Origin of the sequence: Massilia terrae, assembly GCF_024753145.1 — a bacterium.
GTDB classification, from domain to species: domain Bacteria; phylum Pseudomonadota; class Gammaproteobacteria; order Burkholderiales; family Burkholderiaceae_D; genus Telluria; species Telluria terrae.
Map to the genome: position 1 here is coordinate 649,320 of NZ_JANUGU010000002.1, position 24,602 is coordinate 673,921.

A 24,602-nucleotide genomic window follows, 5' to 3' on the forward strand; every position below is an offset into this window, starting at 1 on the left:
CGCCGGGCGAAGCACGATTGCGGGGGTGGATTGAGGCGAAATTCCCGACACCACCGTCGTCGCCCCGCGCCGGCGGGCACCCATGGTGAGCGTGCGGACTGGCGGCCACTTTTCGACCCATCAGCGTGTCCATGGGTCCCCGCCTGCGCGGGGCCGACGGGACGCTAATTGTATTTACGCCATCTGCCTGAGCTCATGCGGCTCTTCGGTCACGCCCAGCTCCGCCAGGATGGTGTCCTTCATCTGCTGCAGCACTGGCGTCGACAGCCGGCGCGGATGCGGCTCGTGGATTTCGAAGGTGGCCTGGATCGTGGCCGGGCGCGGCGACAGCACCAGCACCCGGTCGGCCAGGTACAGCGCTTCCTCGACGTCGTGCGTGATCAGCACCACCGTGTGCCGCTCGACCGCCAGGATGCGCAGCAGCTCGTTGCGCATCTTCAGGTTCATCAGCGCGTCGAGCGCCGAGAACGGCTCGTCCATATAAAGGATCTCGGGCTTGACCGCCAGCGCCCGCGCGATCTCGACCCGCTTGACCATCCCGCCCGACAGTTCGCGCGGGTAGCTGTGCTCGAAGCCTTCCAGCCCGACCAGCGCCGCGTAATGGTCGGCGGTGCGCGCGCGCTCGTCGGCCGGCAGCGCGGTCAGGCCGAACATCAGGTTCTCGCGCACCGTCAGCCACGGGAACACTGAGCCGTGCTGCGAGATCACCACGCCTTTCGGCCCCGGCTTCGCCAGCGGCTGGCCGTCCACCAGCACCGCCCCGCTGCTCGGCTTGTCGAAGCCGGAAACGATTTTCATCAGGGTCGACTTGCCGGCGCCGGACGGGCCGACGATGGCGACGAACTCGCCGTCCTCCACTTCCAGGCTGACGCCACCCAACACGTCCAGCGAGGCGCGGCCGGTGTCGAACCGGCGCGTGACTTTGTCCAGCACGATCTTAGCGGACATAGCGCCACCTCACCGCGGGTAAGCGCTCGAGCTGGCGCATCAGCCAGTCGAGCAGGAGGCCGATCAGGCCGATCACGATCATCCCGGCCACCACCAGGTCGTAGCGGTTGCCGGCGTTGCGGGCGTCGATGATCAGGTAGCCCAGGCCGGAGCGCGGCGCGATCATTTCGGCCGCCACCACCACCAGCCAGGCGATGCCCAGGCCGATGCGCATGCCCACCACCACCTCGGGCAGCACGGCCGGCACGATCACCTGGCGCAGCAGCACCGAGCGCGGCACGCCGAAGTTGGCGGCGGCGTCCAAGTAGCGCCGCTCGATCGCCTGCACGCCGGCGGAGGTCTGCACGATCATCGGGAACACCGAGGCCAGGAAGATGAGGAACACCGGCGAGGCGTCGCCCACGCCGAACCACAGGATGGTGAGCGGGATCCAGGCGATCGGCGAAATCGGCCGCAGGATCTGGAACAGCGGATTGAGCGCGCGCCACACGGCCGGCACGCGGCCCATCCACAGGCCCAGCGGCAGCGCGATCACCGCGGCCAGCAGGAAGCCGGTGGCCACGCGCAGCAGCGAGGCCGTGATGTGGCGCCACAGGCTGCCGTCCAGCGCCAGCTTCCACATGCCGGCCACCACGCGCGCCGGATCGGGGAAGATCACGCTGCCCGACAGCGCCACGGAGGCCCACCAGATGGCGACCACCAGCGCGATCAGCACGAGGGCGGGGAGCGCGCGCCTCATGCCGGCCCCACCAGCGGCAGGTAGTGCAGGTCGTGCACCAGCTTCTGCGTGCGCCAGCGCAGCCGGTCCCAGCCCGGCACCGGCTCGGCCACCACGCGCACCGTCATCTGGCCGCTGGCGTGGGCGCTGCAGTTGAACTGGTAGTCGCCGGCCTGCTCGAACGGCAGGCGGAAATCCTGGCCCGGCATCACCAGCACCGGGCCGAACACCTGCGGCACGCGGTCGCGGTTGCGCAGCAGGAGCACGTCCTGCACGCCCATCGTCAGCGTGACCAGCGCCGGCAGAATCTCGATCTGCTCACCATGCATGCGGCGGTCGTAGGTGCCGCTCGGGATCTCGAACAGCTGGTCGCGGCTGGCGTAGCGCAGCGGGGCGAAGGCGCCCCACAGCAGCGCAAGCAGCAGCGCCGCCGCCAGCGCGGCATGCGGCCACCAGCGGCGCGGCAAGACATGGATCATGCAGGCTCCTTGAGCAAGGCCCGCACGTCGTGCACCACGTCGGCGGCCGGCCGGCCGAAGGGCAGCAGCGCGCGCAGCATGCCCTTGCGGTCGATGTAGTAGATATAGGACGAGTGCGACAGCACGTAGCCATTGGCGCCCATCGGGTGCTTCTGCACGGTGATGCCGTAGGCCTGCAGCACCGCGTCGACCTGCTGGCGGCCGCCGGTCAGGCCCGCGAAGCGCTGGTCGAACTGGCGCACCCAGGCGCCCATGCGGGCGGGATCGTCGCGTTCGGGGTCGACGCTGGCGAACACCACCTGCACCCGCGCCGCGTCCGGGCCGAGCTGCTGCATGGCCTGGGCCAGCATCGCCAGCGTCACCGGGCACACCGCCTCGCAGTGGGTGTAGCCGAAGGCCAGCAGCACCACCTTGCCGCGGTATTCGTCGAGCTTGAACTGCTGCCCGGATCCGGCGACCAGCGCCAGCGCCGGCGCCGCGCGCGGCGGCTCGAACACGCCGGCCTTGAGTTGCGGCGCGGCCAGCGCCTGGCCGGCGAGCAGCGCAAACAGTAAAAACGATATGCAGTGTTTTCGCATGATTACAGCGTGATCGGGACTGGCGAGATGGCGCGCACGAAGCGCTCGTCGACGTAGCGTTCGTAGGCCACCGGGCGGCGCAGCGTCCCGGCCTGCAGCGACAGCTGCATCAGGTCCTCGAACTCGGCGCGGATCATGCGCAGGTCGCCGTAAGTGACGCGGTCGGCCGGGTTGTTCATCACGAAGCGGATGATCTTCGGGTCCTGGTTGAAGTAGTCGCGGCGCGAGGCGATCTGCACCGCCTTCTCGCGGTTGGCGGGGGCGGCGTCGAGCCAGTGGCCGGACGCCTGCACGTAGTTGACCAGCTCCTGCACCAGGCCCGGCTGGTTGCGGATCAGGTCTTCGCGCACGGTCAGCACGCAGCAGATGTAGTTGCGCCACTCGTCGCGCGTGAGCGCCAGCGGGCGCGCGTAGCCGGCGTTCTGGGCCGCGGCGCCGAACGGCTCGCCGGTGCAGTAGGCGTCCACCGCCTTGGCGTACAGCGCGGCCGGCATGTCGGGCGGCGCCATCTCGATGATCTCGATGTCGCGCACGTTCATGCCTTCGCGCGCCAGCATCTTGCGCAGGAAGATGTAGTCGACCGCGAAACGGCTCGGGATCGCCACGCGCCGTCCCTTGAGGTCGGAGAAGCGCCGGATCGGCGCATCGGTGCGCACCATGATCACGGCGCCGGAGCGGTGGCCGAGCGAGACGATCTTGAGCGGAATGCGGCTGTCGGCCAGGTCCATCACCAGCGGCGCCAGCATGTAGGCGGCCTGGATGCGGCCGGTCATCAGCGATTCCTTCAGCTCGGCCCAGCCGCCGTATTTACTGAACGCGAAACGGCCGTTGCGGCCCGCGGCCTCGCAGGCGACCGGCAGGGTCAGGTTGCAAGTCACCGGCAGGCCGCCGATCACCAGTTTTTCCGGCTGGGCCCAGGCCGGCGCCAGGCCCGCCAGCGGCAGCGCGGCGGCGGCCCGCAGCAGCTGGCGGCGTCGTGTGGCGATGCGGGGCGTGGCAATCATCAGGGGCTTCCGGCGGTGATCTGAGCCAAAGGATTGTATCACCGCAATAGTCATTTCCGGTCACATGCCGTGCGCCTTCGCGGCGTTTAGATGCGTATCCTAAACACATTGCCGACATCCCTGCCTGGGCCACGGGATGACAACGCTCGTCCAGACCGCTTACTCATGCAGAGACCACCCCGTCCAAGCGCACCTCGCCGCCGCATGCCGTCGCCCGGCACCGGCCTCACCCCGCTGCTGCTGGCGGCGCTGGCCTTCGCCATCACCGCGCTGCTGACGCTGGGCGCCTACAACAGCGCGCGCCACGTCGCCCAGGCCAACCTGCAGAACACCTTCGAGTACCGGTCCCGCGACGCCCACCTGGCCCTGGTGCGGCGCATGGCAGTGTACGAGGAAGTGCTGCGCGGCGTGCAGGGCTACCTGCGCGGCTCGGTGAACATCAGCCGCAAGGAATTCGCCGACTACTTCTCGGTGCTGCGGCTGGACGAGAGCTTTCCCGGCATCGAGGCGCTCGGCATCGCGTCGATCATCCCGCCGGGACAGCTGGAGCGCCATGAGCAGGCCGTGCGGCGCGAGGGCTATGCCAGCTACACGGTGCACCCGCCCGGCCCGCGCCCGGTCTACACCTCGGTCACCCATATCGAGCCGTTCAATGGCCGCAACCTGCGCGCCTTCGGCTTCGACATGTTCAGCGAGCCGGTGCGGCGCGCCGCGATGGAAGCCGCGCGCGACACCGGCCAGGCGGCCGTCACCGGCAAGGTGGTGCTGGTGCAGGAGAGCGGCTGGGACAACAAGCCAGGCGTGCTGATGTACCTGCCGGTGTACCGCGCCGGCCTGCCGGCGCAGACCGTGGAGCAGCGCCGCGCCGCGATCTTCGGCTGGGTCTATTCGCCGTTTCGCATGAACGACCTGATGCGCGGCCTGCTGGGCGAGCATTCGGGCGAGGTCGAACTGCGCATCTACGACGGCGCCCAGCCCGGCGCCGAAGACCTGCTCTACCTGTCACCCGGCACCGCGCCCGGGCGGCGGCCGATGTTCCAGCGGACCGACGTGATCGAGATGCGCGGGCGGCCGTGGACGGTGGTGTTCAGCTCGACCCCGGCGCTGGAGGCGCAGCGCGACACCGTGCGGCCGCTGGTGATCGGCCTGACGGGCATCGGCGTCGGCTTCCTGCTGGGCGTGGTGGTATGGCTGCTCGCCAGCGAACGCGGGCGCGCGCTCAAGCTGGCCGAGAAGATGACGCTGGAGCTGCGCCAGTCGTACATCCGCATCGAGGCCGAGCAGCGCCGCATGCGCGTGATCCTGCAGAACGCCTACGACGCCTTTGTCGCGAGCGACGCCAAGGGCCGCATCACCGACTGGAACATCAAGGCCACCCAGCTGTTCGGCTGGACCGAGCGCGAGGCGCTGGGCCGCCCGATCAGCGACCTGCTGGTGCCGCCGGACCAGCGCGAACGCCATGTGCGCGGCTTTCGCCGCTTCGCCAACTGCGGCAGCGGGCCGGTGATGTCGGCGCCGACCGAGGTCACGGCGCAACGCAACGACGGCAGCCTGGTGCAGGTCGAGGTGGCGGTGGCGGCGCTACCGACGCCGGACGGCTACGGCGCCAGCGCCTTCGTGCGCGACATCACGCCGCGCAAGGAGGCCGAGGAACGCGAGCGCCAGCGCCAGCAGCGGCTGGACGAAACGCGCGAGGCGCTGCAGCGCGCGCAGAAGCTGGAGGCGGTGGGCAAGCTCACCGGCGGGGTCGCGCACGACTTCAACAACCTGCTGCACATCATCAGCGCCAACGTGCAGCTGGTGCTGCGCTCGCCGAACAAGCAGCAGCAGCGGCTGCAGAGCATCCTCGACGCGGTGGAGCGCGGATCGAAGCTGTCGGCGCAGCTGCTGGCCTTTGCACGGCGCCAGCCGCTGCATCCGCAGGTGGTCGATACCGCGCGGCTGATCGAGCGGATGGACAGCCTGCTGCACCGCGCCGCCGGCGAAGGCGTGGAGCTACGCCACACCGTGCAGCCGGGCCTGTGGAACACGCTGGTCGATCCGAACCAGCTGGAAAACGTGCTGCTGAATTTGGTGATCAACGCACGCGACGCGATCGAGGGACGGGGCAGCATCACGATCGCGCTGTCCAACGCGGACCTCGACGGTGATGCGCTGCCGGATCCGGAGATGGCGCCGGGGCAGTATGTGCTGGCGACGGTGTCCGATACAGGCCGCGGCATGGCGCCGGAGGTGATGGAGCGCGCGTTCGAGCCCTTCTTCACCACCAAGCCGGAGGGCAAGGGAACCGGGCTGGGGCTATCGATGGCGCACGGCTTCGTGAAACAGAGCGGCGGGCATATCCAGCTCGCGAGCGAGGTCGGGCGGGGGACGACGGTGAGCATCTACCTGCCGCGGTGTTTGCGGGAGATTGCGGAGGGGGTAATGACGCCGGGGCGGTAGGGATCTGCACGCAAAATGGGGCTCCCGCCTGCGCGGGAACCCCATTTTCCGCGGGTACCGTTAGCGCTTAACGCAGCGGCACCAGACCATTGCGCTCCACGCGCACGTGCTCGCCGTTGTAGTAGCGATGCGCCCCCTCTTCCGTGACATGGCGCACAGCACCGTTATCCATGCGCACCTTGGTCTCGGTCACCGTGCGCGAGCGCGCGTTCTTTTCGATCTGGTTGCCGGCATAGCCGCCGCCCACCGCACCGGCCACCGTCGCCAGCTTGCGGCCATTGCCGCCGCCCACGCGGTTGCCGAGGAAGCCGCCCACCAGCGCGCCGGTCGCGATGCCCAGGCCGCTGCCGTGTTCCGCCGCGCGCTCATAGCTGTGGCTCGACACCACCACGCCGCAGCTCTGGCATTCGACCTTGTGCGGGGCCGCCTGCGCGCCCATCGGGCTGGAGAGGAATGCGAGGCCGAGGGCGCCTGCGGCCAGGCCCTTGCGTGCGCTGGAGAAGAGGTGTGCGTTCATGGTGTGCTCCTGGTTGCAATGATGAGATGGCCACAGATTACTTGGCCAAGTGCAACTCGGAAAGACCAAAAAAGGTTTCAGTTGCAAGCGGATGTAACTGTTCAGTAAGCCTTCAAGCTCACAGCGGTATGTGGCGCGCCGGGCGCCGCGCGACCCTGACCCGGTTGCGGCCATGGTTCTTGGCCTCGTACATGGCGCGGTCGGCGCCGCGCAGCAGGCTTTCGCCGTCGAGGCCATGATCGGGGAACATCGCGCAGCCGATGCTGCCCGAGATCTGCAGCACGTGCTGCTCGACCGTGAACGGCCGGTTCAGCTGGGACAGGATGTTCTCGCCCACCGTGCGCGCGTCCTCCATGTTGGCGCAGCGCGGCAGCAGCACCACGAATTCGTCGCCGCCCACGCGCGCCAGCGTGTCCGACTCGCGCAGGCAGGACGCCACGCGCTGGCCCACCGCCACCAGCAGCGCATCGCCCACCGCATGGCCGTAGCTGTCGTTGACCGGCTTGAACTTGTCGAGGTCGAAGAACAGCACCGCCAGCCGCGTCTTCTCGCGCTGGGCGATGCGCACGGCCTGGCGCAGGCGGTCGGCCAGCAGTATGCGGTTCGGCAGCCCGGTCAGCGCGTCGTGGGTGGCCTGGTGGCGCATGTGCGCCTCCCTGGTCTTGCGCAGGCCGATGTCGGCGAAGGTGCCGACCATGCGCAGCGGGCGGCCCTCCTCGTCGCGCTCGGCCACCGTGCCGCGCGCCAGCACCCAGGTCCACTCGCCGTTGCGGCGGCGGATGCGGTGCTCGGCGGCGTAATCCTGGGCGCGGCCGGCGAAGTGCTCGGCCAGCGCGTAGCGCACGCGCGCCATGTCTTCCGGGTGCACCAGCTCCTGCAGGCCGGTGGCGTCGAGTCGGATGCAGGGCTCGTCGCTGTCGAGGATGTCCTGGGCGCGCGGCGACAGCGTCGCCATGCCGGTGACCAGGTCGCAGTCCCACACGCCGTCGCCGGACGCGCTCAGCGCCAGCTTCCAGCGCGCCTCCGCCGTCGCCAGCGCCTCGGCCACACGGCGGCGGTTGTCGAGGGCAGCGATCGCAATCCAGCCGAGCAGCGTGAGCAGCACCGAGGCCACGATCGCCTTCCGGATCAGCATGGTCTCCTGCTTGGTGTAGCGCGCGCCGGCGTCCGCCACCGACTGGCCGACCGTCACCACCAGCGGATAGTCCGGCAAGTCGCGCCAGGCGTAATTGCGGTCGATGCCGTCGAGCCGGCTCATGCGGCTGAACATGCCGGAAGTGGCATCGGTGGGGTGCGCGCCGTCGTAGGGCAGGCCTTGGAGCAGCTCGCCCATCGCCTCGCCGCCGCCGGGCAGGCGCGAGGTGCGCGTGATGATGCGGCCATCGCGCCGCACCAGCGCGACCGAGGTGGAAGGACCGAGATCGATGGCGTGGTAGAAGCGCTTGAAGTAGGAAGGCTCGACCGAGGCGATGATCACGCCCTGCAGGCGGCCCTGCGCGTCCAGCATCGGCCGGCTGAACTGCACCAGCCATTCGCCGGCGATCGGCGCGAACTGCGGATAGCTGACGAACAGCGTGTCGCCATGGCCTTCGTGGTGGTAGCGGACGAAGTCGCGGTCGCGCAGGTCCATGCCGGGCTTGACGTCGACCGTGGTGAAAGCGAGGCGGCCGTCGGCGTCGGCCACCGAGATCGCCAGGATCACGCGGCCATGCAGCTCACGGTTCAGGCGCTCGACCATCTGCGCGAATTCGGCCCGGTTGCCGCCCCAGTGCGTGCGCAGGTGCAGCAGCGACATGTCGATGGTGCTGACGGTGGCGTTGACCTCCTCGGCGAAGGCGTGCGCCAGGTTCTGCAGCTCGCGGCCGCTCTCGCGCTGGGCGATATGTGCGAGCTGGACGCGTTCGAAGGTGGTGCCGCCCCAGACGATCGGCAGCACCAGTGCCATGAACACGACAAGGCGCACCAGCACGCCGCGGCGGAAATAGGCCGCGAAGTCGATGGCGGCGCGCAAGCGTGGCGACGTAAACAAGGGCATGGAGCGGTGCTGGTCTCACTCTGGCAAGCGATGCAGCGATAATAACATCGCCCGCCTGTTTCGCACCATGCCTTACCTACAGTCGATGGCCGGGGCGCGCAGCCCGCCCCGCCGTCAGTGTTCGAGCGAGGCGGCGATCGCGTCGAGCAGGGAACGGGTGCCGCGCTCGCGCGAGCCGGCGTCGTCGTAGCCATCGAGGAAGGCGCCGTGCTCGTTGACCACCACGGTGGTGGTGGCGCCGTCGCCGCGCAATTCGATGGTGGCCAGCGACACCGAGATCTTGCGCTCATCGAGATGCATCTCGTAGCTGTACACCAGGCGCTCGTTCGGCAGCACGTCGAAATACACGGCGTCGAAGGACGAGACCATGCCGCTGTCCCAGCGTCCCTGCGCGATCTCGCGGCCGCCGGGGCGCACGTCCATCTCGCGCTTGATCGAGGTGTAGCCCTTCCCGCCCGAGAACCACTTGTCCTTGGCGGCGCGGTCGGCGAAGGCCTGCCAGACGCGCTCGCGCGGCGCATTGAAGTGGCGCTCGATGCGGAAACTGCCGTGCACGATGTTGCGCGCGGCGGCGGATTGCTCGGCCTGGTACGACAGCGCGCGGCCCAGGTTGTCCAGCGTCTCGGCCCAGCCCTGCTGTGCGCCCTTGACCATCATCTCGGCGGCCGGCTGCAGCAGCAGGTAGTGCTGCTCGACGCTCATGCGGGTGCCGCCGCAGTCGTTCTCGAAGTCGACCACGGTGCTGGCCGTGAACAGCATGTCGCCGTCGGCGTCGGCCACGCCCATTTCGAGCGCGAGACGGGTGTTCGGGATGATCTCGGTGAAGTGGCCGCGGGTCCAGTGGTCCGAGCCGTCCGGGGCGCGCATGCACACCTCGAAAGCGCCGCCGACGCGGAATTCGACCTTCGCGTCGGGCACGGTGAACATGCGCGGGCAGAACCACAGCTTCACGTGTTCCGCCGAACTCCAGGCCGCGAACACCTGCTCGCGCGGGGCCGCGAAGACGCGGGATACATTGAGGTGGTGCTGCCGGATCGCTACGGTGTCATTTGCCATTGCCTTCTCCTTGATCGTTAAGGTTATTCAGGAAGTCTCCGAGGCGGTCGAAGCGGTCTTCCCACTCCGCGCGCCGCGCATTGATCCACTGTTCGGCCAGCGACAGGCCGGCCGGCTCGATACGGCAGGTGCGCACGCGCCCCATTTTTTCCGAGCGCACCAGGCCCGCGTGCTCCAGCACGGACAGGTGCTGCATCACGGCGGGCAGCGACATCTGCAGCGGCTGCGCCAGCGCGCTGACCGAGACGGGGCCGGCGGCCAGCCGTTCGAGCATCGTGCGGCGGGTGCCGTCCGCCAAAGCCTGGAACGCCAGGTCGAGTGGGTCTTGATGGTTAAGCATGGGCTTAAGTATAGCAGCCTGAATTAGTTAAGCAAGTAGTTTAGTATTAAATCGCGGGTGGACTGTTGTATCCTTTGCAAACTCAACATCAAGGATGCCCGGATGTCCCGCACTTTTCCCCTGCTGCGCGCCACCGCCCTCGCGGCCGCGCTCGTGACTGGCGCGCTGTGCGCCGCCCCCGTCCTCGCTGCCGGCAGCTCGACCCAGGCCTCGCGCCAGGTCGACCGCATCGGCGACGCCTTCTACGTGGCGCGCGCCAAATTCGACCCGCTGCTGTACGCCACCGCCAACGGCGACAGCCGCTACGACGACCAGCTCGGGATGGCGATTTCGCCGGTGGTACGGGCGCAGACCTTCGCGCTCTACCACGACCTGCTGCGCAAGCTGCACCTGGTCGACCGCACCACGCTCCCGGAAAAGGCGCGGCTGGACTACGAGATCCTGGAATTCGAAATCAACGCCCAGCTCGACCTGGAGCGCTTCCCCGAGCACCTGCTGCCGCTGAACCAGTTCGACAACGTGCCCAGCACCCTGGCCAACTACGCCAGCGGCACCGGCTCGCAGCCGCTCAACACGCCGGCCCAGTACCGCGCCTACCTGAGCCGCCTGAACCAACTGCCGGGCTGGATCGACCAGGCCATCGTCAACATGAAGGAAGGGATCCGCGCCGGCGTGGTGCAGCCGAAGGCGATCGTGGCCAAGATGCTGCCGCAGTTCCAGGCGCTGCGCGCAGCCTCGCCGGAAGCCAGCATCTTCTACACGCCGGTGAAGAACATGCCTGCTTCCTTCCCGGACAAGGAAAAGCAGCAGCTGGCAGCGGCCTACCGCCAGGCCGTGGAGCGCATCGGGCCGGCGCTGGACCGCCTGTGCCAGTTCATCGAGACCGACTACATGCGCGCCGCGCGCGAGACCGCCGGTTACGGCGCCCTGCCGAACGGCGCCGCGTGGTACATGGCGCGCATCAAGAACAACACCAACCTGCCGCTGACCCCAGGCGAGATCCACCAGCTTGGCCTGAAGGAAGTCGCGCGCATCCAGCAGCAGATGGCCGGGTTGGCGCCGAAGCTGGGCTACAGCGGCCCGGCCAATGGTTTTGCCGAGTGGGTCGAGAAGCAGGACAAGTTCAAGCCCTTCACCACCGACACCCAGGTGCTGGACGCCTACCGCAAGATCTACGCGACGGTGCAGGCCAAGCTGCCGGCCTATTTCAGCCTGCTGCCGAAGGCGAAGCTCGAGATCCAGCTGGAACCGGAGCTGACCCGCGAAACCGCATCGGACCACTACACGCCGGTGGCGGCGGACGGCTCGCATCCGGGCGTGTTCTGGGCGGTAGTGAATAATCCCCGGGATTACAGCACGGTCGGCATGACCACCCTGTTCCTGCACGAAGGCGTGCCGGGGCACCACCTGCACGCGGCCCTGCTCAAGGAACTGCCGCTGCCGGACTTCCGGCGCTTCTTCACCGAGCATCCGAGCGCCGCCGCGTACGGCGAAGGCTGGGCGCTGTACTGCGAGACGCTGGGCCGCGAGTTCGGCTTCTATGACGATCCGGCCGCCTACTTCGGCCACCTGAACGACGAACTGCTGCGCGCGGTGCGCCTGGTGGTCGACACCGGCATGCACGCGCAGGGCTGGAGCGAGGCGCAGGCGGTCAAGTATGCGATGGACCAGCTGGGCTACAGCCAGGCGCGCGCGACCAACCAGATCGAGCGCTACATGGTGTGGCCGGGCCAGGCGCTGGCGTACAAGGTCGGCGCGCTGAAGATCCTGGAGCTGCGCGCCAAGGCGCAGAAGGCGCTGGGGCCGAAGTTCAGCTACCAGAAATTCCACGCGGTGGTGCTGGGCGATGGCACGCTGCCGCTGCCGATCCTTGAAAAGCAGGTCGACAAGTGGATCGCGAGCGCCAAATGACGCCTTCCCAACTGATCGACAAGCGCATCGAAGACCTGGGCGACTGGCGCGGGCAGACGCTCGCGCGGATCCGCGCGCTGATTCACAAGGCCGTGCCGGAGGTCGTCGAGGAGTGGAAGTGGGAGGTGCCGGTGTGGTCGCACGACGGCATCATCTGCACCGGCGAGGCCTACAAGAAGGCGGTGAAGCTGACCTTCCCGAAAGGCGCGTCGGTGGAGGATCCGGCGCGGCTGTTCAACTCCAGCCTTGAGGGCAAGGTGCGGCGCGCGATCGATTTTCCGGAAGGCGCGCAGATCGACGAGAAAGCGTTCGCCGGCCTGATTCGCGCGGCTGCGGCGCTGAACTCGTCGTCCAAAAAGTCCAAATAACGGAGCGCCTCAACGGCGCTTCCAGCCCTGTTCTCGCGCGCTGCGTTCAGCAGCCGCATCCAGCGTGCTGCCGGCGATACGCCCGTCGATCGCATCCAGCACGGCCGGCGGCATCGCGCTGCCGGCCTGGCGATACGCGCCTTCCTCCTTCTCGCCTTCGGCCAATACCGGGACCCGCCACGCGCCGCCGCTGCGGCAGGCCAGCCCGCCGGTAGAACCCATGGTGAAACTGCGGCAGTAGCCGCCGTCCTTCGCCTGGAAGCTGACGCCGACCTTCACTCCCGCGCCTTGCACCTGTTCGCTCGCGAGCTGCCGCGACAGCGCCTTGTCCAGGGCTCCTTGCGCTACCAGCGCGCCATCCACGCGCGCCACCGTGGCTTCCGAACCGCCGCCGTGCGCGCCCTGCCAGCCCAGCGCGCCGACAAGGATGCCGACCGCCAGCGAGGCCGCCATGCCGCCCCACTGCGCCCACGACCAGCGCGCCGGCAACGCACGCGCGCCGGCGGCTTGTAGCGCATCGACGCGCACGTGGCTCGTTGCGCTCGCGGCGCGCGGCTGCAGGCGCTCCGGCACCGGCTCGTCCAGCACGCCGGCGAAGGCCGCGAACACGTCGGCACGCAGCGCGCGGTGGCGCTCGACCGCCGCGGCCACCTTCGGGTCGGCGCGCATCGCCTGCTCGACCTCGGCGCGCTGCGGCGCTTCCAGCTCGCCGTCGGCGTAGGCCATCAAGACATCGTCAGAAATGTTCATCCCTTCATCCTCGCTCGGTCGGACAGCAGCTCCTGCAGGGCCTCGCGCGCTCGCGCCAGCCTGCTGGTCAGTGTCCCCATCGGTACTTCCAGCACTTCCGCCGCCTCCTTGTAAGGCAGCCCGTCGACCAGCACCAGGCCGATAACCATGCGGTGGTCCTCGGACAGCAGGCTGATCGCCTTTTCGATCGCCATGCGCTGCTGGTGCGCTTCGGCAGCGTCGTCGCCCACGTGCTCGCCCTCCTCTTCCGGCGCGAACAGCTCGGCACGGCGGGTGCGCGAACGCACCTCGTCGATCCACGCGTTCTTCACGATCCTGAACATCCAGCTGTCCAGGCGCGTGCCCGCTTCCCACTGCTCGGAACGGGTGAGCGCGCGCTCCACCGCGACCTGCACCAGGTCGTCGGCGTCCTCGCGATGAAAGGTGATCGAACGCGCGAAGCGGCGCAAACGCGGCAGCAGGGCGGCGATGTCGTTTTCAAGCACGGAACTCATGGTCTTGTAGGTAGAACGTTCGAGCGAGGGATTTTCTTCCCCGTCTCATTCGTTTTATTGTTACGTCTGACTCGTGCATATTAACATTCGACCATGCGAAAACTTTTACTTTTACTGGCGGCGCTGGCCGCGGCAGGCGGCGCTGCGGCCCAGCTGCGCTTGCCCTCGCTGAATCTGCCGCAAGGACTCGGCGCGCTTGACGAGCTGCGCCGGCCCGCACAGCAGCTGGTCGATCGCGTTGACCTGCCCGACCTGCGCACGCTGCGGCTGGACCAGGTGGGGCAGCTGCTGCGCCGCCATCCCGATGTGCTGGAAGCCGATCCGCGCGGCGAGCCGGTGCTGCGCGGCGAGATCCTGGCGTGGAATCCGTCGCCGGCCGCGCTGGACGCGGCCCGTGGCGCGGGCCTGCGCGTGGCGCGCGAGGAACGCTTCGAGGAACTCGACCAGATACTGGTTACGCTGCGCGTGCCCGAGGGCGCGGGCACAGCGCAGGTGCTGGATCGCTTGCGCGCGCGGGATCCGGACGGACACTACGACTTCAACCATATTTATACAGGCAGCGGCACGGCGCCGGCTTCGGCGTCGGCGGGAGACGCGGCATCCGCGCCCGCGGATCAGGGCACGCCCGGCGTCGGCCTGGTCGACAGCGGCGTGGACCGGTCGCATCGTTCGCTGCACGATTCGAGAATCCAATCGTGGGGCTGTGGCGGCACGGCGCATCCAAGCACGCACGGCACCGCGGTCGCCGCGCTGATGGTGGGCCGCGACGGACGCTTTCGCGGCGCGGCGCCGGGCATGCAGCTGTATGCGGCCGATATCTACTGCGACGACCCCGCGGGCGGCTCGGCCGAGCGCATCGCGGCCGCGCTGGCGTGGCTGGCGCATGAACAGGTGGGTGTGATCAATCTGAGTCTGGTAGGACCGCCGAACCAGGCGCTGGAGCGCGTGGTCGCGGCGATGGTCAAGCGCGGGCACCTGCTGGTCGCCGCGGTCGGCAACGACGGGCCGGCGGCGCCGCCCTTGTACCCGGCCAGCTATCCCGGCGTGGTTGGCGTGACCGGCATTAGCCGCAACGGCGATCCGCTGCCGGAAGCGGCGCGCGGACCGCAGGTGATGTTTGCGGCGCCCGGTAACAATATGGTCAGCGCGGTGCCGGGTGATCCGCCGTATCGCACGATGCGCGGCACCTCGTTCGCGGCGCCGATCGTCGCGGGGCTGCTGGCGCCGAAGCTGGTGCGTCCGGACCGCAACCGTGCCCATGACGCCGTCGATGCGCTGGCGCGCAGCGCGTCCGGCGTGGACAAGGGCGCGATCAGCAACAGCCTCGGGTACGGGATCGTGGGCGCTGATGTGCGCACGGATCCGGCGTGGTTGCGCTGACCTGAAAAAAAATTTCGCGGTGGATGGAAGAAACCGCTGAGCTGCTTCGTTCTCCTTTCAACGGCGACGGATTGTCCGCGCCAACCATTCAAGGAGAACCCCATGAACAGCAAACTCGTCGCCCAGATCGCTCTCATTTTTTCCTGCGGCGTGGCCGCATCGGCGCATGCCCAACTGCTTGGCGGCGGCCGCGGCCTCGGTGGCTCGCTCGGCGGCATGATGGGCGGGATGGGCCAGATTGGCGGCGGCATGGGGCCGGAGATCGTCCGCGGCTCGTCTTCGCTGAGCGAGCTGCGCGCCGAACGCGCCGCTGAATTGCACAAGAGCGCATCGGCCGACGGCAGCGCGTCCGGCCAGGGCAGCGGCAACATCAGCCTGAGTGGCGCGAAGCCCGCGGTGCCGGCGCCGAATGCGGCATCGCTGGCGGGAGCGGCGGGCGGCGCAGGCGATGCAGGCAAATCGATGGCGGCTACCGCGCTGCAGGGTGCGCAGGACAAGGCCGGCGCCGGCGCGGCATCGCTGGGCGACGTCGCTTCGCGCGGCGCGGCCGAGGTCCAGGGCAAGGCATCGTCGGCCGGCTCGCTTGGCGCGAATACGGCGCAAGCGGCCGCCTCGGGCACAGGCAGCGGCACCGCCGACCTTCAGGGCAGCCTTGCGAATGCGGGGCAGTCAGCTGCTGGCGCTGGCAACGCTGGCGCCGCCGTGCCGGCGAAGAACCAGCCGCCTGCTTCGGGCGCGGCGCAAGGCGCCTCCAAATCGGGTGGCGCCGCCAGCCATGGACAGGCCGTGTCGACGCTGGCATCGGCGGCGCCCGCCGGCACCACGCAAGCCAGCCATGAAAGCCAGCCCGCCAATCGCGCCCTGAATCTCGGCGGCGCACTGTCCGACGCACACTCGCAAGCGGCGAGCGCCAATGCCGGCGGCAACAAGTCCAGCGATACCGCTTCCGCAACCGGCGCCCGCCGCGGGCACGGCGTGAACGCGAACGGCAGCGCGCAAGGCAAAGGCGATACGTCGGCGAACGGCAGTGTGAACAATGGCCAGGGCCTCGGCCTGGCCGGCGCGGGCCGCGATGTGGCATCGCCTGTGCACCAGGGCGCCAGCACGCAGGCTGCCAACACGCGCTCGTATGCCGCGTCCAGCACGGCCAATTCCAAACAGACCGCCCATGCATCGGGCCAAGGCGCCAAGCACGCGCTGGGATCGGCATCGAAGACCACCGCGTCGGGTTCCGCGGCCGCCAGCGGCCAGGGTTCGGCCAGCGGTTCGGGCGACGGCCAGTAAAAAGAATTCGGACAGCCGGAAGAAATCCGGCTGTCCGAACGTTGTATGAATATGCGCCTCGGTTCGGCTGTCCGTGGTAAGAATTTGTACATGCACTGCGCAGGGGCTTTGAAATTTTCCCACCAGGAGAAAAATCATGTTGAACAAAAACATATTAGCGAAAGCGGCCGCCATTGCCGCGCTTTCTACCGCGATGGTTGCATGCGGCGGCGGTGGTGGTGACGGTGGCTCGCAACCGACCGCCCTGCTGGGCACGGTGAGCGTGTCGATGACCGACGCACCGGCCTGCGGTTTCGACGCGGTCAACGTTACGGTATCCAAGGTCCGCATCAATTCCAGTTCCACCGCCAGCGACACCGACAGCGGCTGGACCGACATCACCTTGTCGCCGGCCAAGAAAATCAATCTCCTCGATTTGAATAACGGCACATTGCAGGCTCTGGGCACGACATCGCTAGGCGCCGGCCACTACAGCCAGCTGCGTCTGGTGCTGGATAGCGGCGCCAACAGCAACACGGTGGTCAAGACCGGCACAACGACGGAAGTCCCGATCGATACGCCGAGCGCCGTGCAAAGCGGCATCAAGCTGATCAACGATTTCGATGTGACGGCTGGCCAGCGCGTGGACCTCGTGCTGGACTTCGATGCCTGCAAATCCATCGTCACCAAAGGCAATAGCGGTGGCTATATCCTGAAGCCGGTCGTTAAGGTCGTGCCGCTGGCCCTGAACGGCATCAGCGGCTTCGTCGCCACCGGGACGTTGGGCAGCCACGTCGCCGTGTCGGCGCAGCAAAACGGCGTCATCAAGGCGTCCACGACCCCGAGCAGCACCGGCGAATTCGACCTGACTCGTCTGCCTGCCGGCAATTACGACGTGGTGATCACGGCTGACGGTTATGCCGCCAACGTCATCGGCGCCGTCCCCGTGACCGCCAGCGCGATGACCCAGGTCAGCACCTCGGCCGCGCCTATCACGCCGGTCGCCGGGCAGAACCGCAACATCAGCGGCAACGTGACCCAGACGCCGGCCAGCGCCACGGAACCGGCCGAGGTTTCGGCCATTCAAGCCATTACCGGCGGCCCGACCGTCACGCTCAAGTTCGCCATGACTCCGGTCGGTGGCGGCGCTTATAGCTTGACGAACCTGCCGGTTCTCGCACCGCGCTATGTCGCCTACAGCACAAGCCTGCCACTGACGTTTGCCGCTGCAACGACCGTACCGTTGGCTGGCCAATACCGTGTCGATGCTTCGGCGACTGGCTACACCACCAAGTCGGTGACCGCGATCGATATTGGCACCGCCGACCAGACCAACGTCAACTTCACGCTGACGCCGTAACACGCCGCGGCATCTGCCGGCCTTGCTCCTCCTGGCCTCTAGTGAACAGCTAGACGCCAGGAGTCTTTTGCATGCAAGGCAGCGCTGTCTCGGCGGAAATTCAACTACACTTGCGCGTGAGATCGACTACCGACTTCACCATGCGCACTTCGGTACATGGAGCTTGGGCTGCACTGAACGCACTGCTGGCGGCTGCCCTCCTATTGCCCGGCGTGACCCACGCGCAGGGGCGTCGCCCGCCCCAGAGCTTCCAGAACATGGGCGGCCTGCACGGCCTCGATGGGATGCGGCCCGACGCCAGCTTGCTGCGTCAAAATAATGGTCAGGATAACGAGAGGATTCCCGACGTCGCCGCATTGCGGCAGGCACGGGGAAAGCAGGCGCACGAGCTCATCCGTCTACACGAGGACGTCATCGAAGCCGATCCGCACGGCGATCCCATTCTCAAGCGGCAAATCCTGGTCGTCTCGCCATCGAAAGAAGATCTCGCCAAATTCCTGGCAAGCGGATTCACCGTCGCCGGCACGCACACGCTGCGTGACCTCGACCTGCAATTAACGACACTCGTTGTGCCGGCGGCGTCGTTCACCGGCGATGCCTTGCTCCGGCTGCGGGAAATTTCGCCGAACGTGATCATGGATTTCGACCATCTTTATACGATGAGCGAAGCGGAAGACGCCCCAGGGCGCGCAAGCACTCCGGTCGCGTCTCGTACTGGCGCGGGTAATGTGCGGCTGGGGCTGATCGATGGCGGTGTCGACGCAAGCCACGCCGTGTTTCGGAAAGCGAAGATCGTGCACTGGGGTTGCCAGGAAAAACGCATCCCCAGTGAGCACGGAACGGCCGTCGGCTCGCTCATGGTGGGTGAAGCGGATCAATTCAAAGGCGTGGCGCCCGGCGGCACCTTGTTCGCGGCCGATGTGTATTGCGGCCTTTCGACCGGTGGTTCAGCCAGTGAAATTGCCCTGGCGCTGGCGTGGCTCGCGAAGAATGAGGTTCCGGTCATCAATATCAGCCTGGTTGGCCCGAGCAACCGGATCCTGGAGCAGGCCGTGCTCGCAATGATCCGACGAGGACATGTCCTCACGGCGGCAGTCGGTAACGATGGCCCGGCCGCGCCGCCTCTTTACCCCGCGAGCTATCCCGGTGTTATCGGTGTCAGCGCCGTGGACGACAGGCGCCGCGTTTTGCCCGAGGCAGCGCGGGGGCCGCAGGTTGCCTTCATTGCACCGGGCAGCAAGATGCTTGCCGCCAGTCCTGGCGCTCCGGATTTTCGAGTGGTCCGTGGGACCTCGTTCGCGGCGCCCATCGTCGCGGCACTGCTGGCAGAGAGGATCAGCAAGCCGGGTGCTGAACGCGCTGCAAGCGCGGTCCAGGACCTTGCCAAACAAGCGATCGGTGGTAACGGCTCCCGTTCAAGCGACAAGGGCTGGGGACTGGTCGGGGAAGCGTATCGCATCTCTCCGGATCAAATGCAGCCCTAAGCTGAAACTGTCGGCTTCTTACAAAGATCGCGATTCGATACCTCTGCAGGCTGGCGCATGGGCTATACTGAATAAATATACAGTATTTCCACCTCGACGGTAGGCTTGCAAACGGGCTAAAATCCGGGCGTTTCCTGCGCGCACCACAAGGTTTGAAATTGGCCCTTTCACGCCACATCGATCTCGACGATACGCCTGCCCTGCGCAAGGAGCGCGGCGCATTCTTCACGCCTGACGAGATCACCCGGTTCATCGCTGACTGGGCCATTCGCGCGCCGGCGGATCTTGTGATGGAACCTTCGGCGGGCGACGCGGCATTCCTGGTCGCCGCCGTGGAGCGCCTCCGCGGCCTTTCGAAAATCAGGTCAGCGGCTCCGGCGGTTCACGGGGTCGAGATCCACCCGTACAGCGCGCGGCTCGCCCGGCAACGTGTGCAGGAAGCCGGCGGCAAAGCGCGTATTTCGACTAGCGACTTCTTTGAGGTGGCGCCGAATCCCGTGTATGACGCGGTGATCGGCAATCCGCCTTACATCCGCTATCAGGATTTCTCCGGCGCGGCGCGTGCCCGCTCGCGCGAGGCCGCCCTTCGCGGTGGCGTTGCGCTGACGGGCCTCGCCTCCAGCTGGGCCGCGTTCACGATCCACTCCGCAATGTTCCTCAGGCCGGGCGGGCGGCTCGGCCTTGTTCTCCCGGCCGAGTTGCTGTCGGTGAATTACGCCGCGCCGGTGCGTCAATTCCTCTTCAATCGCTTCCGTCATGTGGAGCTCGTGCTGTTCGAGCAGCAAGTGTTTCCGGAAGCGGAAGCCGACGTCGTGTTGCTGCTGGCCGATGGCTATCTTGAAGGGCCCACACAATCTGCCACGATTCGCCAGGCAAAGAACGCTGCATCGCTCGCGTCGCTCAGTGCGGGTCAGGTTTGGACGCCAGTGGACCCAGCTGCGAAGTGGACGAGCAGCCTGATCGATCCTGAAGCGATCGCGCCAGTGAATGAGCTGCTGCGGCGGGAGCTGTTCACCAGCCTGGAGACCTGGGGTGACACAACCCTCGGCGTCGTCACCGGCAACAACAAATACTTCACGCTCTCACCGCAACGCGCGAAGGAACTCGGCCTGCGCCGTAATGAGCTTCTACGGCTCTCCCCGCCCGGCAGTTCGCATCTGCGCGGCCTGTCGCTGTCCGAAGCCATGCTCACCAAGCTTGGCCGCGAGGGCCAGGCTACCCATCTCTTTTATCCGGGCGAACGGCCTTCTGCAGCAGCAGCCGCCTACATCGCGGATGGCCACCGTACTGGCGTCGACACCGCGTACAAGTGCCGCGTCCGCAAGACCTGGTACAAGGTTCCACTCGTCGCCGTCGCGGACCTGTTCCTGACCTGCATGAACGCGGACACGCCGCGCCTCACCGCCAACGATGCCGGCGCCATCCACCTCAATTCGGTGCATGGCATCTACTTCAAGGACGAACACCGCACGCTCGGTCGCGAGCTGTTGCCGCTCGCGAGCCTGAACTCCGTCACGCTGCTGCACGCCGAGATCGTGGGCCGATCCTACGGCGGCGGCATCCTGAAGATCGAACCGAAAGAAGCGGACGTGTGGGCGATGCCATCGCATGCGCTCGTGCTGGCCTGTGCCGACGCGCTCCGTGCAATCAAGGACGACGTCGCCAAACTGCTGGACGAAGGCAGGCTGCTCGATGCGGTAGAGCGAGTGGATCAAATCGTCCTGCATCGACTACAGAAGAACCAGATCGAGCGCATCCGGCAGGCGCGAGCAGCGCTTGCCCAGCGCCGCACAACGAGGGCTGCCAGTGGCCGCTAAACCACCATCCGCCAAGGCGAAAGCCTGGATCCTGTTCGACCAAATCGTCGCGCGCGCGGCACCCAGGCGCCAGCACAGCAATCCGTGGGTCAAAGCGCCAGATGGTGAAGTACGTTACGAGCCAGACTACGACACGCTCGTCAAACTGCTGGGAGTACCGCTGTATCTCAAGGCCGGGACGCAATCGGGCGTGCCGGCGCTTGCGCTGGATGTGTGGCTGAGTTACTAACTGCGGCGTGCCGGCTTCGACAATGACCAGGTATGGCCGCGGTCCACCCATCCGCGGATTCTGCCCGCCCCTGTCGCGGCCCTGTTGAAGGCGCTGCCGCGGGACATGCGCGAGCGCGCGGCGAACTATGTGAACACGGCGGCGTCGATCCCTGGCGTCACCTCATCCAGCGCATCCATCCTCGGCAAGAACTACGTCAAGCAAGTGGACGTCATTATGACGGACTGGGTCACCGGTCCGGAGCTGCTGATCTCAACGAAGCGCATGGATTCTTCGTACGGCAAGAACGCGCCGAACCGCGTCGAGGAATCGTATGGCGACGCGAAGAACCTGCGCTTGCGGCATCCGCTCGCTGCGCTGGGCTTCGTGTTTGGCCTGCGCTCCGACATCCTGGAAAAAGAGCCGCGCGTCGCGGCATGGTTATGCGATCTGCTCGGTAAGCTGGGACGCGAGGACGACGCTTATCACGCCACCTGCCTGGTGTTGATGGAATACGCGGACGAGGTTGCGATCGCTAATGCTGGTGAAGAGCCTGCCGCGCGCGGCGTGCCGGAACCGGGGCTTGAGATTGACAGCGAAGAAGATGCTCCAGCAGACGAGCCCACGTCAAACGTTGACCGCGATCTGGCGCTACTCCCAAGCGTGCGCATCGTGAGCGAACGCACTCCCCTTGGGCTCGACCCGGGCCGCTTCCTCAAGGCGATGATCCTGCGCGTACTCGACGCCACGCCAGTCAACATGCACGAGGAAGCGCGGCGGCGCCTGAATTTCTTGGAATAATTGGTAGGCCTCCCCGGAGTCGAACCGGGCACCAACGGATTATGAGTCCGCTGCTCTAACCAGGCATGAGCTAGAGGCCCAAGAAAAATCGTTTCAATCGCGCGGCGCTAAAAACGCTCGCCACCCGGGGAGGCCCTTGCGGCCGTCCCAAACGAAGTGGCGAGAGGATATTGCTTTTAGCGCGGCCCCGTCAAGGCAAACTTAGCTGCTGCCTTCGAGGAAGCTCTTCAGCTTGTCCGAGCGCGACGGGTGGCGCAGCTTGCGCAGCGCCTTCGCTTCGATCTGGCGGATACGCTCGCGGGTGACGTCGAATTGCTTGCCGACTTCTTCCAGCGTGTGGTCGGTCGACATTTCGATGCCGAAGCGCATGCGCAGCACCTTGGCTTCGCGCGGCGTCAGCGAGTCGAGCACGTCCTTCACGACACCACGCATCGAGGCATGCAGCGCGGCATCCGACGGCGCCAGCGTGTTGTTGTCCTCGATGAAGTCGCCCAGATGCGAATCGTCGTCGTCACCGATCGGCGTTTCCATCGAGATCGGCTCTTTCGCGATCTTCATGATCTTCCGGATTTTGTCTTCCGGCATTTCCATCTTGACCGCGAGCGTCGCCGGATCCGGCTCGGCGCCCGTTTCTTGCAAGATTTGCCGCGAGATGCGGTTCATCTTGTTGATGGTCTCGATCATGTGGACCGGGATACGGATCGTGCGCGCCTGGTCCGCGATGGAACGGGTGATGGCCTGACGGATCCACCACGTCGCATAGGTCGAGAACTTGTAGCCGCGGCGGTATTCGAACTTGTCCACCGCCTTCATCAGGCCGATATTGCCTTCCTGGATCAGGTCGAGGAATTGCAGGCCGCGGTTGGTGTACTTCTTGGCGATCGAAATCACAAGACGCAGGTTAGCCTCGGTCATTTCGCGCTTGGCCTTGCGCGCCTTCATCTCACCGGCCGCCATCTGGCGGTTGATGTTGCGAAGGTCGTGCAGCGGCAGCACCACGCGGGCTTGCAGGTCGATCAGGCGTTGCTGCAGTTCCTTGATCGTCGGGATGTTGCGGCTGAGGATGGCGCTGTAGGCATGGCCCGCGGCGACTTCGCCGTCGACCCATTCCAGGTTGGTCTCGTTACCCGGGAACACCTTGATGAAGTGGGCGCGCGGCATGCCGCAGCGGTTCACGGCGACGTCCAGGATCTGCTTCTCGATGTGGCGCACTTCGTCGACCTGGCCGCGCAGCGTATCGCACAGCTTTTCGACGACCTTGGCGGTGAAGCGGATGCCGAGCAGTTCGTCGGAGATCGACTCCTGCGCCTTGACGTAGGCCTTGGAGTTGTAGCCGTCCTTTTCGAAGGCCTTGCGCATCTTGTCGAATTGCTGGGCGATGGCGTCGAACTTGCCGAGCGAGGCGACCTTCAGCGCTTCCAGCTGCTCGGCCGAGTAGCCGGCCGCACCGGGGCTGGCCGAGGCTTCTTCTTCCTCTTCCTCTTCTTCCTCGTCTTCTTCGTCCTCGTCCTCGTCATCGTCGGTCGCGGGCGCGACGGCGGCGTTCTCGACCTCGTACGGGTCGACCAGGCCGTCGACGATTTCGTCGATCTTGATCTCGTCGGTATCGATGCGCTGGGCCACCGAGAGGATTTCGGCGATGGTCACCGGGCAAGCCGAGATGGCCTGGATCATGTCCTTCAGGCCGTCTTCGATGCGCTTGGCGATTTCGATTTCGCCTTCGCGCGTGAGCAGCTCGACCGAGCCCATTTCACGCATATACATGCGGACCGGGTCGGTGGTGCGGCCGAATTCGGAGTCGACGGTGGACAGCGCCGCTTCAGCGGCAGCCTCGGCTTCGTCGTCGGAGGCGGCGGAGGCGACATTGTCGGACAGCAGCAGCGTCTCGGCATCGGGCGCGTGTTCGTACACGGCAATGCCCATGTCGTTGAAAGTGCCGATGATGCCTTCGATCGCTTCCGGATCGACGATGTTGTCGGGCAGGTGGTCGTTGATCTCGGCGTAGGTGAGGAAGCCGCGTTCCTTGCCGGACTTGATCAACGCCTTCAGTTTCTGGCGGCGGTTTTCGAGCTCTTCTTCGCTCGCTTCGCTGTCCGACGCGAACGCGTCCTTGAGCAGCGCTTTTTCCTTGGCCTTGCGGTCCTTGGCCTTGGCCTTGTCCGCGGCCTTCATTTCGGCACGTTCGATGGTGTTGAGCGCGGCGACTTCGTCGTTCTCAGGCGTGAATTCCTTGGGCTTGCGACCCCGCCGCCCCGGTACCTTGACCGTGGGCAGCACGTAGCCGGACGTGTCGATCGCAGCCAGGGCGGCCGCATCGGTCGTCTGGCTCACGACAGGCGCCGCACTCGCGGTCACTGCCTTGTCTTGCGCTTTGTCCGCCTTGACGGAACGGGTGGTTTTGGCAGCCACTTTGGGTTGGGGTTTCTTGGTTGGCACAGGCGCTTTCGATGTCACAACAACCTACCTACGATGGTTAAAGATAAAGTAATGTTACCTTACGTCTATCGTGCAGGAACAAACTCCCCCGCCTACTAACTGAAACGCCACGCTACGATTGAGACGAAAAATCGTTTCAACCCTTGCAATAGTTAGCGTTTTATTATAGCACGCACCCCCGTCTTTTCCAGTTCGCACACTTCCCTAGCGGAA

22 protein-coding genes and 1 tRNA gene are annotated in these 24,602 nt (G+C 66.6%); 10 read left to right on the plus strand and 13 right to left on the minus strand.

The genetic code is table 11. The features are described from left to right. Positions 1–174: 174 nt before the first annotated feature. The 5 genes from NX778_RS10110 to NX778_RS10130 are packed head-to-tail and all read right to left on the minus strand — an operon-like array spanning position 175 to position 3,727. Positions 175–948 (minus strand): ABC transporter ATP-binding protein, encoded by a 774-nt coding sequence (locus NX778_RS10110; RefSeq protein ID WP_258811599.1) that lies wholly within the window; start codon positions 946–948, stop codon positions 175–177. Beyond that, positions 938–1,687, minus strand: coding sequence for an ABC transporter permease (locus NX778_RS10115; protein WP_258811600.1), 750 nt, complete (start codon positions 1,685–1,687; stop codon positions 938–940). The genes NX778_RS10110 and NX778_RS10115 overlap by 11 nt, the downstream gene beginning before the upstream one ends. Beyond that, a complete protein-coding gene (locus tag NX778_RS10120; protein ID WP_258811601.1) occupies positions 1,684–2,145 on the minus strand; it encodes a cupredoxin domain-containing protein in 462 nt (153 codons plus the stop codon). The genes NX778_RS10115 and NX778_RS10120 overlap by 4 nt, the downstream gene beginning before the upstream one ends. Continuing rightward, on the minus strand, positions 2,142–2,723 hold the full coding sequence (locus tag NX778_RS10125) for an SCO family protein (RefSeq protein WP_258811602.1): 582 nt from the start codon (positions 2,721–2,723) through the stop codon (positions 2,142–2,144). The genes NX778_RS10120 and NX778_RS10125 overlap by 4 nt, the downstream gene beginning before the upstream one ends. 2 nt (positions 2,724–2,725) lie before the next feature. Beyond that, positions 2,726–3,727 carry an ABC transporter substrate-binding protein gene (locus NX778_RS10130; RefSeq protein ID WP_258811603.1) on the minus strand — a complete coding sequence of 334 codons (1,002 nt, stop codon included), beginning with the start codon at positions 3,725–3,727 and terminating at the stop codon, positions 2,726–2,728. Between the two features lie 165 nt (positions 3,728–3,892). Here NX778_RS10130 and NX778_RS10135 point away from each other — a divergent pair, with 165 nt between their 5' ends. After that, on the plus strand, positions 3,893–6,169 hold the full coding sequence (locus NX778_RS10135) for a CHASE domain-containing protein (protein ID WP_258811604.1): 2,277 nt from the start codon (positions 3,893–3,895) through the stop codon (positions 6,167–6,169). A gap of 67 nt (positions 6,170–6,236) precedes the next feature. On the opposite strand, the gene NX778_RS10140 is transcribed toward NX778_RS10135, so the two are convergent. From NX778_RS10140 to NX778_RS10155, 4 genes are all read right to left on the minus strand, one after another. Further along, complete coding sequence (locus NX778_RS10140; RefSeq protein WP_258811605.1) at positions 6,237–6,686, minus strand: glycine zipper 2TM domain-containing protein; 450 nt, start codon at positions 6,684–6,686, stop codon at positions 6,237–6,239. A 118-nt stretch (positions 6,687–6,804) separates the two neighbouring features. Beyond that, the gene (locus NX778_RS10145) at positions 6,805–8,721 is read right to left on the minus strand and encodes a bifunctional diguanylate cyclase/phosphodiesterase (protein ID WP_258811606.1); all 1,917 of its coding nucleotides are present in this window, start codon (positions 8,719–8,721) and stop codon (positions 6,805–6,807) included. A gap of 114 nt (positions 8,722–8,835) precedes the next feature. Continuing rightward, positions 8,836–9,777, minus strand: a complete 942-nt coding sequence (locus tag NX778_RS10150; RefSeq protein WP_258811607.1) for an SRPBCC family protein — start codon at positions 9,775–9,777, stop codon at positions 8,836–8,838. Beyond that, positions 9,767–10,117: an ArsR/SmtB family transcription factor gene (locus NX778_RS10155; protein WP_258811608.1), complete on the minus strand. Its 351-nt coding sequence runs from the start codon at positions 10,115–10,117 to the stop codon at positions 9,767–9,769. The genes NX778_RS10150 and NX778_RS10155 overlap by 11 nt, the downstream gene beginning before the upstream one ends. A 102-nt stretch (positions 10,118–10,219) precedes the next feature. Between NX778_RS10155 and NX778_RS10160 the strand changes: the two genes are divergently transcribed. Both NX778_RS10160 and NX778_RS10165 read left to right on the plus strand, forming a co-directional pair. After that, positions 10,220–12,028 (plus strand): DUF885 domain-containing protein, encoded by a 1,809-nt coding sequence (locus tag NX778_RS10160; protein ID WP_258811609.1) that lies wholly within the window; start codon positions 10,220–10,222, stop codon positions 12,026–12,028. After that, positions 12,025–12,396 carry a DUF1801 domain-containing protein gene (locus NX778_RS10165; protein ID WP_258811610.1) on the plus strand — a complete coding sequence of 124 codons (372 nt, stop codon included), beginning with the start codon at positions 12,025–12,027 and terminating at the stop codon, positions 12,394–12,396. Before NX778_RS10160 ends, NX778_RS10165 begins: the two co-directional genes overlap by 4 nt. 9 nt (positions 12,397–12,405) lie before the next feature. Here NX778_RS10165 and NX778_RS10170 read toward each other — a convergent pair whose 3' ends face one another. Both NX778_RS10170 and NX778_RS10175 read right to left on the minus strand, forming a co-directional pair. Then, on the minus strand, positions 12,406–13,146 hold the full coding sequence (locus tag NX778_RS10170) for an anti-sigma factor family protein (protein WP_258811611.1): 741 nt from the start codon (positions 13,144–13,146) through the stop codon (positions 12,406–12,408). Further along, a complete protein-coding gene (locus NX778_RS10175; protein ID WP_258811612.1) occupies positions 13,143–13,640 on the minus strand; it encodes an RNA polymerase sigma factor in 498 nt (165 codons plus the stop codon). Before NX778_RS10175 ends, NX778_RS10170 begins: the two co-directional genes overlap by 4 nt. A gap of 93 nt (positions 13,641–13,733) precedes the next feature. Between NX778_RS10175 and NX778_RS10180 the strand changes: the two genes are divergently transcribed. The 7 genes from NX778_RS10180 (at position 13,734) to NX778_RS10210 (ending at position 21,953) form a co-directional block, all read left to right on the plus strand. Then, positions 13,734–15,020 (plus strand): S8 family serine peptidase, encoded by a 1,287-nt coding sequence (locus tag NX778_RS10180; protein ID WP_258811613.1) that lies wholly within the window; start codon positions 13,734–13,736, stop codon positions 15,018–15,020. Positions 15,021–15,122: 102 nt separating this feature from the next. Beyond that, complete coding sequence (locus NX778_RS10185) at positions 15,123–16,304, plus strand: hypothetical protein (RefSeq protein ID WP_258811614.1); 1,182 nt, start codon at positions 15,123–15,125, stop codon at positions 16,302–16,304. Between the two features lie 136 nt (positions 16,305–16,440). After that, positions 16,441–17,643 (plus strand): DUF4382 domain-containing protein, encoded by a 1,203-nt coding sequence (locus NX778_RS10190; RefSeq protein WP_258811615.1) that lies wholly within the window; start codon positions 16,441–16,443, stop codon positions 17,641–17,643. Positions 17,644–17,714: 71 nt separating this feature from the next. Beyond that, positions 17,715–19,127, plus strand: a complete 1,413-nt coding sequence (locus tag NX778_RS10195; RefSeq protein WP_258811616.1) for a S8 family serine peptidase — start codon at positions 17,715–17,717, stop codon at positions 19,125–19,127. Positions 19,128–19,279: 152 nt separating this feature from the next. Continuing rightward, positions 19,280–20,944, plus strand: coding sequence for an N-6 DNA methylase (locus NX778_RS10200; RefSeq protein ID WP_258811617.1), 1,665 nt, complete (start codon positions 19,280–19,282; stop codon positions 20,942–20,944). After that, positions 20,934–21,173 carry a hypothetical protein gene (locus NX778_RS10205; RefSeq protein WP_258811618.1) on the plus strand — a complete coding sequence of 80 codons (240 nt, stop codon included), beginning with the start codon at positions 20,934–20,936 and terminating at the stop codon, positions 21,171–21,173. Before NX778_RS10200 ends, NX778_RS10205 begins: the two co-directional genes overlap by 11 nt. A gap of 84 nt (positions 21,174–21,257) precedes the next feature. Then, positions 21,258–21,953 (plus strand): hypothetical protein, encoded by a 696-nt coding sequence (locus NX778_RS10210; RefSeq protein WP_258811619.1) that lies wholly within the window; start codon positions 21,258–21,260, stop codon positions 21,951–21,953. Position 21,954: 1 nt separating this feature from the next. Here NX778_RS10210 and NX778_RS10215 read toward each other — a convergent pair. Continuing rightward, positions 21,955–22,033 (minus strand) — tRNA-Ile (locus NX778_RS10215). A 121-nt stretch (positions 22,034–22,154) separates the two neighbouring features. After that, complete coding sequence (rpoD, locus tag NX778_RS10220) at positions 22,155–24,389, minus strand: RNA polymerase sigma factor RpoD (protein WP_258811620.1); 2,235 nt, start codon at positions 24,387–24,389, stop codon at positions 22,155–22,157. Positions 24,390–24,602: the final 213 nt, after the last annotated feature.

What these genes read in the sequence shown, in the direction of transcription:
- NX778_RS10110 (WP_258811599.1), bottom strand. Translation starts at nt 948, where the DNA reads ATGTCCGCTAAGATCGTGCTGGACAAAGTCACGCGCCGGTTCGACACC.
- NX778_RS10115 (WP_258811600.1), bottom strand. Translation starts at nt 1,687, where the DNA reads ATGAGGCGCGCGCTCCCCGCCCTCGTGCTGATCGCGCTGGTGGTCGCC.
- NX778_RS10120 (WP_258811601.1), bottom strand. Translation starts at nt 2,145, where the DNA reads ATGATCCATGTCTTGCCGCGCCGCTGGTGGCCGCATGCCGCGCTGGCG.
- NX778_RS10125 (WP_258811602.1), bottom strand. Translation starts at nt 2,723, where the DNA reads ATGCGAAAACACTGCATATCGTTTTTACTGTTTGCGCTGCTCGCCGGC.
- NX778_RS10130 (WP_258811603.1), bottom strand. Translation starts at nt 3,727, where the DNA reads ATGATTGCCACGCCCCGCATCGCCACACGACGCCGCCAGCTGCTGCGG.
- NX778_RS10135 (WP_258811604.1), top strand. Translation starts at nt 3,893, where the DNA reads ATGCAGAGACCACCCCGTCCAAGCGCACCTCGCCGCCGCATGCCGTCG.
- NX778_RS10140 (WP_258811605.1), bottom strand. Translation starts at nt 6,686, where the DNA reads ATGAACGCACACCTCTTCTCCAGCGCACGCAAGGGCCTGGCCGCAGGC.
- NX778_RS10145 (WP_258811606.1), bottom strand. Translation starts at nt 8,721, where the DNA reads ATGCCCTTGTTTACGTCGCCACGCTTGCGCGCCGCCATCGACTTCGCG.
- NX778_RS10150 (WP_258811607.1), bottom strand. Translation starts at nt 9,777, where the DNA reads ATGGCAAATGACACCGTAGCGATCCGGCAGCACCACCTCAATGTATCC.
- NX778_RS10155 (WP_258811608.1), bottom strand. Translation starts at nt 10,117, where the DNA reads ATGCTTAACCATCAAGACCCACTCGACCTGGCGTTCCAGGCTTTGGCG.
- NX778_RS10160 (WP_258811609.1), top strand. Translation starts at nt 10,220, where the DNA reads ATGTCCCGCACTTTTCCCCTGCTGCGCGCCACCGCCCTCGCGGCCGCG.
- NX778_RS10165 (WP_258811610.1), top strand. Translation starts at nt 12,025, where the DNA reads ATGACGCCTTCCCAACTGATCGACAAGCGCATCGAAGACCTGGGCGAC.
- NX778_RS10170 (WP_258811611.1), bottom strand. Translation starts at nt 13,146, where the DNA reads ATGAACATTTCTGACGATGTCTTGATGGCCTACGCCGACGGCGAGCTG.
- NX778_RS10175 (WP_258811612.1), bottom strand. Translation starts at nt 13,640, where the DNA reads ATGAGTTCCGTGCTTGAAAACGACATCGCCGCCCTGCTGCCGCGTTTG.
- NX778_RS10180 (WP_258811613.1), top strand. Translation starts at nt 13,734, where the DNA reads ATGCGAAAACTTTTACTTTTACTGGCGGCGCTGGCCGCGGCAGGCGGC.
- NX778_RS10185 (WP_258811614.1), top strand. Translation starts at nt 15,123, where the DNA reads ATGAACAGCAAACTCGTCGCCCAGATCGCTCTCATTTTTTCCTGCGGC.
- NX778_RS10190 (WP_258811615.1), top strand. Translation starts at nt 16,441, where the DNA reads ATGTTGAACAAAAACATATTAGCGAAAGCGGCCGCCATTGCCGCGCTT.
- NX778_RS10195 (WP_258811616.1), top strand. Translation starts at nt 17,715, where the DNA reads ATGCAAGGCAGCGCTGTCTCGGCGGAAATTCAACTACACTTGCGCGTG.